This window comes from Brachybacterium sp. FME24 (genome assembly GCF_014897705.1).
GTDB lineage: Bacteria > Actinomycetota > Actinomycetes > Actinomycetales > Dermabacteraceae > Brachybacterium.
Genome location: NZ_JABUXV010000007.1, coordinates 12,826 through 25,984, shown reverse-complemented (window position 1 = coordinate 25,984; position 13,159 = coordinate 12,826). Strand labels below are relative to the sequence as shown.

At 70.1% G+C, this 13,159-nt stretch carries 11 protein-coding genes; 5 read left to right on the top strand and 6 right to left on the bottom strand.

What is annotated here, in order from left to right; genetic code table 11:
- Window positions 1–182: 182 nt before the first annotated feature.
- The 3 genes from INT51_RS09290 to INT51_RS09280 are packed head-to-tail and all read right to left on the bottom strand — an operon-like array spanning window position 183 to window position 2,258.
- Complete coding sequence (locus INT51_RS09290) at window positions 183–1,013, bottom strand: ABC transporter permease (RefSeq protein WP_193105024.1); 831 nt, start codon at window positions 1,011–1,013, stop codon at window positions 183–185.
- Complete coding sequence (locus tag INT51_RS09285; RefSeq protein WP_193105023.1) at window positions 1,010–1,987, bottom strand: ABC transporter ATP-binding protein; 978 nt, start codon at window positions 1,985–1,987, stop codon at window positions 1,010–1,012. Before INT51_RS09285 ends, INT51_RS09290 begins: the two co-directional genes overlap by 4 nt.
- A gap of 1 nt (window position 1,988) precedes the next feature.
- The gene (locus INT51_RS09280) at window positions 1,989–2,258 is read right to left on the bottom strand and encodes a hypothetical protein (RefSeq protein WP_193105022.1); all 270 of its coding nucleotides are present in this window, start codon (window positions 2,256–2,258) and stop codon (window positions 1,989–1,991) included.
- A 203-nt stretch (window positions 2,259–2,461) separates the two neighbouring features.
- On the opposite strand from INT51_RS09280, the gene INT51_RS09275 reads away from it, so the two are divergent.
- From INT51_RS09275 to INT51_RS09260, 4 genes are read left to right on the top strand one after another with little or no spacing between them, the layout of a single operon-like run.
- Window positions 2,462–3,478 carry a methionine ABC transporter ATP-binding protein gene (locus tag INT51_RS09275; RefSeq protein WP_193105021.1) on the top strand — a complete coding sequence of 339 codons (1,017 nt, stop codon included), beginning with the start codon at window positions 2,462–2,464 and terminating at the stop codon, window positions 3,476–3,478.
- Complete coding sequence (locus tag INT51_RS09270; protein WP_193105020.1) at window positions 3,475–4,176, top strand: methionine ABC transporter permease; 702 nt, start codon at window positions 3,475–3,477, stop codon at window positions 4,174–4,176. The genes INT51_RS09275 and INT51_RS09270 overlap by 4 nt, the downstream gene beginning before the upstream one ends.
- 57 nt (window positions 4,177–4,233) lie before the next feature.
- On the top strand, window positions 4,234–5,073 hold the full coding sequence (locus INT51_RS09265) for a MetQ/NlpA family ABC transporter substrate-binding protein (protein ID WP_193105019.1): 840 nt from the start codon (window positions 4,234–4,236) through the stop codon (window positions 5,071–5,073).
- A gap of 13 nt (window positions 5,074–5,086) precedes the next feature.
- A complete protein-coding gene (locus tag INT51_RS09260; RefSeq protein WP_193105018.1) occupies window positions 5,087–5,875 on the top strand; it encodes an SDR family NAD(P)-dependent oxidoreductase in 789 nt (262 codons plus the stop codon).
- A gap of 24 nt (window positions 5,876–5,899) precedes the next feature.
- On the opposite strand, the gene INT51_RS09255 is transcribed toward INT51_RS09260, so the two are convergent.
- The 3 genes from INT51_RS09255 to INT51_RS09245 all read right to left on the bottom strand — a co-directional run bounded on the left by INT51_RS09255 (window position 5,900) and on the right by INT51_RS09245 (window position 11,561).
- Complete coding sequence (locus INT51_RS09255; RefSeq protein WP_193105017.1) at window positions 5,900–7,057, bottom strand: endo-1,4-beta-xylanase; 1,158 nt, start codon at window positions 7,055–7,057, stop codon at window positions 5,900–5,902.
- Between the two features lie 154 nt (window positions 7,058–7,211).
- Window positions 7,212–9,323: a S9 family peptidase gene (locus INT51_RS09250; RefSeq protein ID WP_193105016.1), complete on the bottom strand. Its 2,112-nt coding sequence runs from the start codon at window positions 9,321–9,323 to the stop codon at window positions 7,212–7,214.
- Between the two features lie 84 nt (window positions 9,324–9,407).
- Window positions 9,408–11,561 (bottom strand): prolyl oligopeptidase family serine peptidase, encoded by a 2,154-nt coding sequence (locus INT51_RS09245; RefSeq protein ID WP_193105201.1) that lies wholly within the window; start codon window positions 11,559–11,561, stop codon window positions 9,408–9,410.
- A 620-nt stretch (window positions 11,562–12,181) separates the two neighbouring features.
- Here INT51_RS09245 and INT51_RS09240 point away from each other — a divergent pair.
- A complete protein-coding gene (locus tag INT51_RS09240) occupies window positions 12,182–13,141 on the top strand; it encodes a helix-turn-helix domain-containing protein (RefSeq protein ID WP_193105015.1) in 960 nt (319 codons plus the stop codon).
- Window positions 13,142–13,159 lie beyond the last annotated feature (18 nt).

Sequence of the window (13,159 nt, the reverse complement as noted above, 5' to 3'; positions counted from 1 at the left end):
GGGACGTGGTGGACCCGGTATTCGCCGTGCTCGATCCCGGGAGCGAGACCGTCGCCGCCGTCCGGGTCCCCCACGGCGGCGAGATCCCCGGTGGTGACCGGGAGAACGCCGGTTCACCCCCGGGGATGGGGTGGTCGAGGACTGGCCATGAGGGATGTCGGGAGCGCCCGTCCGGTTCGGGGTCAGCCGCGCGGCTCCCAGCGGAAGTGCTCGCGCACGATCAGGATGCCGAGGAGGGCCCAGCCGAGCAGGATCGCCGCCTGGCCGGCGACGGTGGTCCACGCCTCGGCGCCGAACACGGGGGTCCCGTCGGCGCCGATGCCCAGCCAGCCCAGCCGCACCAGCTCGGTGATCGGCGCGGAGGGGAGGGCCGTGATCAGACGAGCCGCCCACTCCGGCAGGATCTCCGCCGGAAGGATGCCGCCGGCGCCGATCATCAGGATGCCCATCGCGGGCAGCGAGGTGACCTGTGCGGATTCGACGGTGCGGGTGATGTTCGCGGTCACCAGGGCCAGCGGCACCAACGTGGCGGCACCGAGGCTCAGCCCGAGGACGAGCGCGACGGGGTTCTGGGGCAGCGGAAGGTCCAGCAGCAGTATCGAGAGCACCGCCATGATGGTGATCATCACGGTCGCGAGCAGCAGGGCGGGGGCCGCCGTCGCCGCCAGCACGGTCGCGTCCGAGGCCTCACCGGTGCGCAGGCGCTTGAGAACCAGCTCCTGGCGTCGGGCGACGAAGGTGGACAGCAGGTTGTAGTAGACGACGAACAGCAGGACGATCACGAACATGGTGCCCAGCACACCTGCCAGGGCATCGGGTGTGGCCCCTTGCCGTGCGAGGGGCAGGAAGAAGAACGGGAGCGCGAGCGGCAGCACGATCGCGGTGCCCAGCTGCATGCGATTGCGTCGCAGGAGGGACAGCTCGGCGGCGGCGAGCCCCAGCAGGCGGGACCGCCGGCGGGTGCGAGAGGGGGCGGAGGTGGCGGCGCGGGGGGATGCGGTGAGGGCAGTCATGATCTTCCTTCGACGAGGTTGGAGGAGCCGGCGATCTCGAGGAACACTGATTCGAGGCTGGCGGCGCGGGCATCGAGGCCGGTGAGCTCGATGCGGGCGGCGCGGGCCCAGGTGAGGAGGGCGTGGAGGTCAGAGGTGAGCGACGGAGTGGTCACCTCGAGGCGACCCGAGGTGGAGCGGTTCGCCTGGCCGTGGAGCACGGGCAGGGCGGGGGCATCTGCCGGGAGCGTCACCCGGATCCGGGCGGCGTGCCCGTCGACGACCTCGGCCACCGTGCCTTCGCGCACGATGCGCCCGCGGTGCATGATCGCGAGGCGGTCGGCGAGGGTCTCGGCCTCCTCCAGGTAGTGGGTGGTCAGCACGATCGTGGTGCCGCGCTGCTTGAGGGAGGCGATGAGCTCCCAGGCGCGGGCCCGCGACTCGGGGTCCAGGCCGGTGGTCGGCTCGTCGAGGAACAGCAGCTCGGGATCGCCGGCGATCGCGCTGGCCAGGTCGAGTCGTCGCACCTCGCCGCCGGAGAGGGAGGAGATGCGGGTGCTCGCCCGGTCGGTGAGGTCGACGTCGGCCAGCACGTCGAGCACTGGTCTTGGGGTGCTCAGCGTCCGGCTCCACATGGTCAGGGCCTCGAGGGCGGTGAGGTCCGCGGGGAAGCCGCCGGTCTGCAGCATGAGCCCCTGGCGGGGGCGCACGGCACGGCGCTCGCGATACGGGTCGTGCCCGAACACGTGCACCGAGCCGGAGGTGGGGCGGGCGAGGCCCTCGAGCACCTCCAGGGTGGAGGTCTTGCCGGCGCCGTTGGTGCCGAGCAGGCCGAACAGTTCGCCGCGGTGAAGGGTGAGGTCGAGGCCGTCGACGGCCAGGTAGGAGTCCTTGCCGCGCCCGTAGTGACGGGAGAGGCCCTCGGCCCGCAGCAGGACCTCGGCGGGATGGGTGCTGGAGGTGGCGCCGGTGGGTGCCTGGTGAAGGGTCGACATCTCAGCGACCGCCCGTCAGGTCACGGGCGTAGCCCCGGGTGCGGAACCCGACGGCCAGGCGGACCAGCATGAACAGGCCGACGACGCCGAGCATGACGGCCAGGACCAGGGGCTCCGGCTGGATCACGATGACGAGGATTCCGACCAGAGCCAGGTTCAGGACCAGAGCGAGCAGCTCGCGGCCCAGGGTCGCGGAGGGGGTGATGGCCATCAGGTCCATCAGGATGGAGCGTTCGGGGGGAGCAGATGCGGTGCGCTGTGTCGATGTCATGGCCCTACTCTCCCGAGATCTGCCGCCGGCCAGTAGGGCGAGGGATCACGAGCGCGGATGGGATCGTCACCGGTCACCCATGACAGATCTCAGTGCGCGTCGACGTGACCCCGTGCACAGGCGAGGGTGCAGGCCTGTGACGTGTGTTTCCTCAGATGAACAAGTACTCCGACGGAGACGGAGGAGAGTGATTCACTCTTCACGTGATCACTCTCGATGGCCTCACGAAGGTCTTTCCCGCGCCCGGCGGGGGAGACCCCGTCGTCGCGCTCGGAGGGATCGACCTCCACCTCGATCCGGGGCGCGTGCACGGCATCGTCGGGCGCTCCGGCGCCGGGAAGTCCACCCTCATCCGCTGCCTGACCGGCCTGGAGAAGCCGACCTCGGGCCGGGTCGAGGTCGACGGCACCGACGTGGCCGCCCTGGAGGGTGCTGCACTGCGCGCCGCCCGCCGCAACATCGGCATGGTGTTCCAGCACGCGAACCTGCTGGACTCCCGCACGGCCGCCCAGAACATCGCCCACCCGCTGGAGATCGCCGGGGTGTCCCGGGCGAAGCGTCAGCAGCGGGTCGCCGAGCTCGTGGAGCTCGTAGGCCTGGGCGGGCGCGAGAACAACTATCCCGCGCAGCTCTCCGGCGGTCAGATCCAGCGCGTCGGCATCGCCCGCGGCCTGGCTGCGGAGCCCAAGGTGCTGCTGTGCGACGAGCCCACCAGCGCGCTGGACGGCACCACCACCCACCAGATCCTGAACCTGATCGGTGACCTGCGTGAACGCCTCGGCATCACGGTCGTGATCATCACCCACGAGATGGCGGTGGTGCGCGAGGTCTGCGACACCGTGACCCTGCTCCAGGACGGGACGATCACCCAGACCGGTGACCTGGTCGATGTGGCCGCCGATCCCCATGGCCCGCTCTCCGCCGAGCTGATCCCGCTGCCGCCGGCGCCCACCGGCATCAACGCTCTCATCGTCAACTGCGACTACGGCAACTCCCCGACGATCCGCACCAGCGATGACCTGGTGAGCCTCGCCGAATCCCATGACGCGAGCGCCACGATCGTCGCAGGCACCATCGAGACCATCGGCGGCCGCCAGGTCGGCCGCGTCCAGCTCGCACTGCGCAACCACTCCGGGGAGCCGATCTCGAGGGAGGGTCTGGCGACCTTCCTGCGTGAGCTCGACGATGCCGGCGTGGTCGCCAAGGAGGTGACGGCATGATCGAACTTCTGCAGGAGTGGGCCCAGAACCCTCTGTTCACCCGCTGGGACGACGGTCTCTGGCAGAACACCCTGGTCACGCTCTACATGACTGCGGTGACCATGGCGCTGACGGTGCTGCTCGGGCTGCCGCTGGGAATCGCCCTGTTCGAGACCGACGGAGCGAAGTCCCCGCTGGTGCGCACTCTGAACCAGGTCGCCGGCTTCATCGTCAACGTGCTGCGCTCCTTCCCGTTCTTCATCCTGATCATCGCGCTGATCCCGGTCACCTCGCTCATCACCGGCCGTTCCACCGGCCCGAACGCCGCGATGATCGCCCTGACCATCGCGGCGGTGCCCTTCGCGGCGCGCCTGTTCGAACTGAACCTGCGCGAGATCCCCGCGGGCAAGATCGAGGCGGTGCAGATGATGGGCGCAAGTCGCTGGCAGGTGATCCGCCAGGTGCTGGTCCCCGAGGCGCTGCCGGGGATCATCGGCTCGATCACCACCACCACGATCGCCGTGATCGGCTACACCGCCATGGCCGGCTCCGTGAACGCCGGCGGCCTCGGCCAGCTGGCCTACAACCGCGGCTACACCGGCTACCAGACCGAGATCATCATCGCGACCGTGATCCTGCTGGTCATCATCGTGATCCTGGTGCAGCTGATCGGGTCCCGCCTGGCCGGCGCCGTCGACCACCGTGCCCGCGCCGTCTGACCGTCCGACCCACGCAGTCCCCGCCATCCCAGCTCGTCATCCCAGGAGGATCCCCTCATGAGCATCGTCAGCCGCCGCACCCTGTTCGCCTCCGGCGCAGGTCTCGCCGCCCTCACCCTCGCCGCCTGCGGGGGCGAGGAGGAGACCCCGCTCCAGGAGACGGACGGCATCACGACGATCCGTATCGCCGCCACCCCGGTCCCGCACATGGCGATCCTGACGTTCGTCCAGGACAACCTCGCCGCCGAGGCGGGCCTCGAGCTCGACCTCCAGGAGCAGACCGAGTACCCGATCCCGAACCGCCTGCTCAGCGACGGCGAGGTCGACGCGAACTTCTTCCAGCACACGCCGTACCTGGAGACCGAGATCGAGGAGAACGGCTACGGGCTGACCGCCCTCGAGCCCGTCCATCTCGAGCCGCTGGGCGTCTACTCCGAGACCCTCTCCAGCCTCGACGAGCTCGCCGAGGGCGATGAGGTCGGCATCCCCAACGACCCCACCAACCGTGGCCGTGCCCTCGCGCTGCTCGCGGAGCAGGGGCTGTTCGCCCTGAAGGACGGCATCGAGCCCACGGACGCCACGCCCGCGGACATCGCCGAGAACCCCAAGAACCTCACGTTCTCCGAGATCGACCCGGCGCTGCTGCCCCGCACCAAGGGTGACTTCGCCGCTGCGGTGATCAACGGCAACTACGCGCTGGAGGCCGATCTCAAGCCCGCCGAGGACGCACTGGTCCTGGAATCCGCCGAGGGCAACCCCTACGCGAACATGCTGGCCGTCCGCACCACGGACGTCGAGAACCCGGCGCTGCAGAAGCTCGAGGAGCTGATGCATTCCGAGGACGTGCGCACGTTCATCGAGGACACCTACGCCGGCGGCGTCATCCCCGCCTTCTGAGTAGCCTGGGGCTATGACCCGCTCCGACTCCTCCGCCCGCCCTCTCGACGGCCGTCGTGCCCTGATCACGGGTGCGAGCCGCGGGATCGGGGCGGACATCGCTCGGGCCTTCGCGGCCGCGGGTGCCGATCTCGTGCTCACCGCCCGCGACGTGGAGGCCGTCGAGGGGCAGGCTCGCCGACTCCGCGAGGAGCACGGGGTGCGCACGGCGGTGCTGGCGGCGGATCTCGCCGATCCCGAGGTCCCGGACCGGCTCTGGGACGAGGCCTCGGCAGCCCTCGAGGGGCCAGGCCGGCTGGATGTGCTGGTCAACAACGCCGGCATCTCCCATCCGGAGACGGTCGACGAGCTGAGCAGCGCGCACTTCGACGAGACCCTGCAGGTGAACCTGCGGGCGCCGGCGCTGCTCGCCGCCCGGGCCGGCGCGGCCATGGCGGGCTCCGGCGGCGGCGCGATCGTCACGATCGCCTCCGCCGCCGCACTGCGCCCCCTGGCCGAGCACTACGCCTACAGCACGGCCAAGGCCGGCCTCGTCATGGCCACTCGTACCCTCGCCCTCGAGCTGGGTCCGCAGGGGGTGCGCGCCAACTCCATCTGCCCCACGGTCGTGCTGACCGACATGGGCAGGACGGTGTGGGGCGACCAGCCGGCCAAGGCCGCCCCGATGCTGGCGCGCATCCCGCAGTCCCGCTTCGCCGAGCCCCGCGAGGTGTCCGACGTCGCGGTCTGGCTCGCCTCGGACGCCGCCTCGATGGTCAACGGGGTCGAGATCCCGGTCGACGGCGGCTACCTGATCAGCTGAGCGGCGCCGGCTGATCCGAAGCGGTCACCGCCGCAGCGCCGGATGCCCGGCCCGACCGCTGGCCGCGGCGAGGGCGTCCTGGACTGCGTAGTAGGCGGGCTTGCGCGAGAAGTCCTCCCAGAGCACGGTGGCGGCGCCCTCGCCCGGGAAGGTGATCGGGACCCACGAGTAGGTGTCCACGAAGCCCCACAGGGTGAGGGAGTTGCAGCCATCCACGGACAGGGCCGCCTCGGTCGCGCGGCGGTAGTACTCGGCCTGCTGCTCGAGCTGCTCGGCGGTCGGATCGACGCCCTCGGGCAGGTCCATGCGCACGTCGAGCTCGGTGATCGCAGTCTGCAGTCCCAGATCGGCGAAGCGCTGGAGGTTCTCGGCGAGGTCACCGGGGAAGCCGTAGCGGATCGACAGGTGTCCCTGGGTCGAGAACCCGTCCACCGGGACGCCGTCGGCGAGCAGTGTCGGGATGAGAGCGTAGTACGCGTCGGACTTCGCGTTGATCCCGTCGACGTTGTAGTCGTTGAAGAACAGCAGGGCGTCCGGGTCCGCCTCGCGGGCCCAGCGGAAGGCGTCGGCGATGATTCCGGTGCCCAGCTCGCGCAGCCAGATGTTGTCGCTCATGCGCAGGTTGCCGGCCTCGTCCATGATCTCGTTGACCACGTCCCACTGCTGGATGCGGCCGCGATACCGGCCGACCACCGTGGTGATGTGCTCGTACAGGATCTCGCGCAGCTCCTCGGCGCTGTAGGCGCCCTCGGCGAGCCAGTCGGGGTTCTGGCTGTGCCAGAGCAGGGTGTGGCCGCGCACGACCTGACCGTGCTGCGCGGCGAACTCCATGATGGCGTCGGCGTCCTCGAAGGCAAAGGCTCCGGGCTCCGGGCGCAGGTGATCCCACTTCATCTGGTTCTCGGCCGAGACCGAGGTGAACTCGCGGCCCAGGAGATCCCGGTAGTCGGCGTCGCCGGTGAGCGGCGGCGGGTACGACTCGTCGGTGTGGTGCCCGCCCCCGGCGACGGCGGAACCGATCGCGATCTCTGCGCCGGCGGCCCACGCCAGGTTGTCCTTCTTGGCGAGCCCGGGAGGGGTCTGCTCTCGGTTCCCGGGAGGCGCCGCGGAGGCGGCGCCCCCGGCGGCGAGAGTGGCTGCGGCGGTGGCCGCTCCGACGGTGAGGATCTGGCGGCGCTTCATGACGTCTCCTATGACTCATCTGGCTCAGCTGGCCGAAATGTTTCGAACGATTTCGGTAGTTCGAGCGTATGGCACCCGTCACAGAGGCGTCAAGCGTGGCAGCGTGGCCGGATCCTCGCCGTCGGGAACGAAAATTTTCGAGAGGCCGCAGGAGTCAGAGAGGTTCGGTCGCCCCGATCTGCTCGAGCAGCCAGGCCAGTTCGTCGGCCCGCTGCTCCCACTTGCGGTAGCGGCCGGAGCGGCCGCCGTGCCCGGCGACCATCTCGCAGCGGAACAGGATCGGGCGCTCGGCCTGGTCGGAGGTGACCGTCTCCCGCAGGCGCGCGACCCACTTCGCGGGCTCGACGAAGAAGACGCGGGTGTCGTTGAGCGAGGTCGCGGCGAAGATCGCCGGGTACTGCACCGCCTTCACGTTCTCGTACGGTGTGTACTCCTTCATGTACGCGTACACGTCCGGATCGTGCAGCGGATCGCCCCATTCCTCCCACTCGCCCACGGTCAGCGGCAGGGAGGGGTCCAGGATCGTGGTGAGGGTGTCGACGAACGGCACCCCGGCGAGCACTGCCCGGAACCGCTCGGGGGCGAGGTTCGCGATGGCGCCCATGAGCAGCCCGCCCGCGCTGCGTCCCTCCGCGGAGAGCCGACCCTCCGCGACCAGCCCGGACTCTGTCAGGTGTCGCGCTGCGGCCACGAAGTCGCTGAAGGAGTTCTTCTTCTCCAGCAGCTTCCCGTGCTCGTACCAGTCGCGCCCCATCTCGCCGCCGCCGCGCACGTGCGCGATCGCGATGACCACGCCGCGATCCAGCAGCGACAGTCGAGTGGGGACGAACGACGGATCGATCGACATCTCGTAGGAGCCGTAGCCGTAGAGGTAGCCCGGCGCAGTGGCGTCCGCGGCGACCTCGCGCCGCGCGACGACGGACAGCGGAATCGCCGTGCCATCGTCGGCGCGTGCCCACTCCCGCCGCTCCACGTACCGCGACGGGTCGTAGTTCGGCACCGGGGTGACGCGCAGGATCGTCACCTCACCGCCGGCCACGTCGGTCTCGGCGATCGTGGTCGGGGTGAGCATGCTGGTCAGCTGGTACCGCACCGTGGTCTGGTCCCAGTTCGGGTTGGCGTCGAGCTCCACGGTGTCCAGGTCCCCGCCGTGGCTGAGGTCGCGGGCCTTCTCCGCCAGCAGTGAGCCGTCGGCCGCGCGCGGGATGATCCGCACGCTCGCGAGCCCGGCGCTGCGCAGCTCCAGGGCCACGAAGGAGGCGAAGGCCTCGACGGCGAGCAGCCGTTCGCCCTCGCCGGCGACCAGCAGGTCCTCCCACGCAGCGGGGTCCGTCAGCGGGGCCTGCGCGAGCGCGAAGCCCTGGGTCCCGTGGTTGTGCACCACCAGCAGGCGGTCCCCGGCGTGCTCGAGGGAGTAGTCCACGCCGTCGCGGCGCCCGCCGGCCGGTACGGGGGCCGACGTCGGGTCCGCCAGATCCAGCAGCCACGCGTCGGTGGTGGAGGTGGAACCGGCCTGGATGACCAGCGTGGAACCGTCCCGGGAGCGGTCGAAGCCGATCATGAACCGCTCGTCCTCCTCCTCGAGGACCAGCTCGTCCTGTGCACCGGGGGAGCCGATGCGGTGACGCCAGATCTGGTGCTGACGCCACGCGTCGTCGACCCGCGCGTAGAAGAGCCACTGCTGATCGGTGGAGAAGGCCAGCCCGTAGCCGGCCTGGGTGACGGCCTCGTCGAGGACCTCCCCGGAGGCGATGTCCTTCACCCGGATCGTGAAGCGCTCATCTCCCGCGGTGTCCACGGCGTAGGCCAGCAGGGTGTGGTCGGGGGAGGGGGCCAGCCCGCCCAGGGAGTAGAACTCGGCACCGGCCGCCTCGGCCTGCGCATCGACCAGCACCTGCTCGCCGGCCAGCAGCACACCCGGCTCGACCTGGGGCAGGGTGCCGGCGTCGGCCACCCGGGTGAAGGCCGGATAGTCGTTCCCGGCGGTGGTGCGGGTGATGTACCACCAGCCGTCGCGGCGCACCGGCACGCTGAGGTCCGTCTCCTGGGTGTGGCCGACGAACTCGTCGACCAGCGTGGAGCGCAACGGCGCGAGATGCGCGGTGCGGGCGTCGGCGTAGGCGTTCTCCGCCTCGAGGTGCGCGATCACCTCGGGATCGGTCTTGTCGCGCATCCATTCGTAGGGATCCACGACGGTGTCGCCATGGAAGCTGCGTTCGGTCGGGCGGAGGGGCGGCCGCGGGGCCGTGATGGGGTCGGTCGTCATGGGCCGAGCGTAGCGGCGACCAGGTGTGATCGGGTCATGACGCGGGAGGCGGCGACGTCGTCGGCGCCGCCTCCCGCCGCTGGGTCAGCTGGATGCTCCGGGCACGTCCAGCTGGTCGAGCAGCCAGGCCATCGCTTCGGCCTGGAGCTCAAGCGCATCGCCGTGGACCTCCGGGACGCAACGCAGCAGGATCGGCCGCTCCGCCTGGTCGGAGGTGACCGTCTCGCGCAGCTCGGCGATCCAGATGGCGGCTTCGGCATGAGGGATGTCCGTGCCGTCGAGCGCGGTCCACGCGAACACCGCGGGGTACTCCGCCTCGCGGACGTTCTCCGCTGGGCTGTATCCCCGCAGGCAGCGGTAGATGGCTTCGTCCCCGGCAGGGTCGCCCCACTCGGCCCACTCCTCGAGCGTGAGCATCACCTCCGGGTCCAGGAGGGTCTCCAGCGGATCCACCAGAGGTGCTCCGACGATGATCGCCCTGAACAGGCCTGGGGAGCGATTCGCGCTGGCTGCCACCAGGAGGCCGCCGGCGCCGGTGCCGGCGGCGCCGAGTCGGCCCGGGGCGACCCAGCCGGTGGAGAGCAGGTGGTCCGCACAGGCCGCGAAGTCGTCGAACGACGTGGCCTTGTGCAGTTGCCGGCCGCTGAGGTGCCAGCTCGGCCCCATCTCGCCGCCGCCGCGCACATGCGCGATCGCGACCACCAGGCCGCGATCAGCCAGTTCCAGCGTGCCGGGCACCAGCATCGGATCGACCGAGGTGCCGAAGGCGCCCTCCCCGAACAGGAGACCGGGGGCGGTGCCGTCGGCGACCACGTCCCGCCGGGAGATGAGGGAGATGGGGATGAGGGCGCCCTGGGGTCCGGGTGCCCAGAGACGCCGCTCGAGGTATCGCTCCGGATCGACGGCGGGTGCCGCCGCCCGGCGCAGCACGGTGATCTCGCTCGTCGCCACGTCGACCTGGGCGATCGTCGCCGGGGTGAGCAGGCTGTCGAGTCGATAGCGGACGGTGCGCTGGGACCACGACGGATTGGCGTCCAGGCGCACCGCATCGAGCTCCCCGCCATGACCGAGAGCACGGGCCGCGAGGATCTCCACGGATCCGTCGTCCCGACGGGGGATGATGCGCACGCCGGGGAGGCCCTCGGCGCGCACCTGGAGTGCGAGGAAGCCCGCGAAGGCTTCCACGTCATCGAACTGCTCGCCTCGCCGCGCGGTGAGCACGGGGCGTGCCTGGGAGGCGACGTCCACGCTCCTCAGCGGTGCTTCGGCGAGCACGCTGTGACCGGCGTCGTCCTGAAGGATCACGAGAAGTCGATCTCCCGCGTGCTCGATGACCGGATGCGCTCCGTGATGGCGGCCCGTGACCGAACGGGGAGCGCTGGTGGGATCGTCCAGGTCCAGCAGCCACGTCTCGGTCGCTGCCACCGAGACGGATCGGATCACCAGGGTCGAGCCGTCCCGGGACCGGGCCAGCTGCAGTTCGGCCCAGTGATCCGGTTCCTCGAGAACGGTGACGTCCTCGCCGGCCGAGGAGCCGATCCGATGCCGCCGCACCTGGTGGCTGCGACCGAACTCGTCCAACCGCGTGTACAACAGCCACTGCGAGTCCGCGGAGAACACGAGGTCGGGCCCGGCGGTGCGCACGGACCGATCGAGCTCGTCCGACGTGCTGAGGTCCACGATGGTGACGGAGCATCCGCCGATGGATGCCTCCGCGCGGGCGAGCAGGCCGCCTCCGGCGGAGAACGCGACATCGAGAACCCCTCGTCGATCTGGGATCAGGGTCTGCTCGCCCTCGAGCAGATGCCCCGCCGGGACCTCCGGAACTCCTCCCGGACCGCGCTCTCCGCGCAGGACCGCTCGGTCCTGGACGCGGGACAGTGAGGGATGGGCTCCGCGATCGCCCTGATCTCCGGCCCGATCGATGTACCACCAGCCGTCCGAGTACACAGGAACCGAGAGGTCCGGATCCGGGCCGGGGCTCGTCAGATCCTGTGCCAGCCTCGAGCGCAGGGCGCCGAGATCTGCCGTGGCTCGATCGGTGTAGGCGTTCTCCGCGTCCAGGTGCGCCGCCACCTCCGAGGAGTGGCGATCGCGCAGCCAGCCGTACCTGGTGACGACGGTGTCCCCGTGCACAGTGCGTTCCTGAAGGCGCTGTCGGGGACGCGGTCCCAGCGGTGGACCGCCCGCTGGAGTGCTGCGGGCGGGTCTGCTGCCTGCCAGTACTTCCTGAGTCATGATGTCGGCTTTCCAGTCGATGTCGACCACGACCTGATCCGCGTGCCTTCCGGGCACCGAGCGGAGGAGGAGTCGCGGTTCGTCAAGGGATGGGGTGATGACGTGTCGTCGGGCAGGTGCTGCGCCAGGTGCGGGTCGGCATCGTGGTCGGAGTGCGCGGATGGGGCAGAACGGGTGAAGCCGGAAGGATGATCTGTCGTTCTCTGCCTGTGGTGTCTCACCCGTCGCGTAAGGTGCGGGAACCGAGTGAACGGCCTTCCCCGCTCTGTGCGCGGCACCGCCAGCGTCGGCGACGTGGTGCAGGGACGTGGTCAGAAGACTCAGCGATCCGACGTGGGATCACGGGAGGGTGCGGAGGCGCGGGTGGTGAGAGCAACGACGGGTGCTGGCGTCGGTGTGTACCGGCGCGAGCTCTCGGCGGGGCGGGGCGAATGCATCGATGTCAATCCTCCTCACCTGTACGGCGCCGTCGGTGGCCCTGACTGATTCAGTGGAGAGGAGGCTACGCTCAGTGTTTTACAGGTATGTCCAAAATAGTGAACGGGGTTGCGAACGAGGCCGACGCCTCCGTGCGCAGCACCGTCTGCGCAGGTGGGATGCGCCGCCGAGACTCCTAGGTGATGCTGTTGGATGACGATGAACGATTCGCGCGGACTCTTCGCGCCGCGATCGAGCGCAGCGACCTCACACTGACCCGCATCTCGCAGCGGCTGCGCGCTCGCAACCGTCCTGTCAGCGTCGCCACCCTCAGCAACTGGCAATCGGGCCGGAGCCTGCCCAGCGGGGACCACTCGCTGGGGGTGGTCGCGGCGCTGGAGGAGCTTCTCGGCCGACCTCCGGATTCGCTGGCGGACCTCGTCGGGGGCCCTCGCCTCGTCGGCAGGGCACTCCAGCGCACCAAGTTCGTCGGCCGCAGCTCGGGCAGGGACGTGTTCCAGGCCGCGCTGCACCAATTGGGCTTCGAGACGCCGCAGAGATACGCCCATGAACGGGTCTTCCATCAGCTCGCCGTCATCGACTCCACGAAGAATGCTCAGGAGTTCATCACCCGGGTCACGGTGCGAAGTCTCGAGTCGGGCAGGTGCAGGCTGCCGGCCGTGCATGTGCTCGAACGCTCCGAGCCGAATATTGCTCCGGAGTACATTCCGCTCGACGGGTGCTCCATCGGGCGCCGGGTGGTCTGGCCGGATCGCCGCACCTACGGGGTCGAGCTGGTCCTCGATGGCCACCTCGATGCTGGCCAGGTCGCGACCTTCGCATACAAGGTGGTGATGCATGCGGCGGCGACCGAGGTGACCGGGACGTTCTACAGCCTCGCGCGCAGGGCGCACGACGTGCTGCTCGAGGTGGAGTTCAGGGGGGCCCACCGGCCACTGAACTGTGAACGGTACCGACGTACGGACTCCGGCGATTCCGTGACGCCCGTGCATGTCGACCGTCGGGACCGGATCCAATTGGCGGAGTCCCGTTTCGGGCCGGGCTCCTTCGGGCTGCGGTGGGTCTGGGGCGAGAAACCAGCGATCGAAGACGAAGACGAAGACGAAGACGAGGCCGAGGACGAGTGCGAGGCCGGCGGCTGACGTCCTGCCCCCATGGGT

Excerpts from the sequence above, each read along its gene's own strand:
- INT51_RS09290 (WP_193105024.1), bottom strand. The coding sequence starts at position 1,013 with ATGACTGCCCTCACCGCATCCCCCCGCGCCGCCACCTCCGCCCCCTCT.
- INT51_RS09285 (WP_193105023.1), bottom strand. The coding sequence starts at position 1,987 with ATGTCGACCCTTCACCAGGCACCCACCGGCGCCACCTCCAGCACCCAT.
- INT51_RS09280 (WP_193105022.1), bottom strand. The coding sequence starts at position 2,258 with ATGACATCGACACAGCGCACCGCATCTGCTCCCCCCGAACGCTCCATC.
- INT51_RS09270 (WP_193105020.1), top strand. The coding sequence starts at position 3,475 with ATGATCGAACTTCTGCAGGAGTGGGCCCAGAACCCTCTGTTCACCCGC.
- INT51_RS09265 (WP_193105019.1), top strand. The coding sequence starts at position 4,234 with ATGAGCATCGTCAGCCGCCGCACCCTGTTCGCCTCCGGCGCAGGTCTC.
- INT51_RS09260 (WP_193105018.1), top strand. The coding sequence starts at position 5,087 with ATGACCCGCTCCGACTCCTCCGCCCGCCCTCTCGACGGCCGTCGTGCC.
- INT51_RS09255 (WP_193105017.1), bottom strand. The coding sequence starts at position 7,057 with ATGAAGCGCCGCCAGATCCTCACCGTCGGAGCGGCCACCGCCGCAGCC.
- INT51_RS09250 (WP_193105016.1), bottom strand. The coding sequence starts at position 9,323 with ATGACGACCGACCCCATCACGGCCCCGCGGCCGCCCCTCCGCCCGACC.
- INT51_RS09245 (WP_193105201.1), bottom strand. The coding sequence starts at position 11,561 with ATGACTCAGGAAGTACTGGCAGGCAGCAGACCCGCCCGCAGCACTCCA.
- INT51_RS09240 (WP_193105015.1), top strand. The coding sequence starts at position 12,182 with ATGCTGTTGGATGACGATGAACGATTCGCGCGGACTCTTCGCGCCGCG.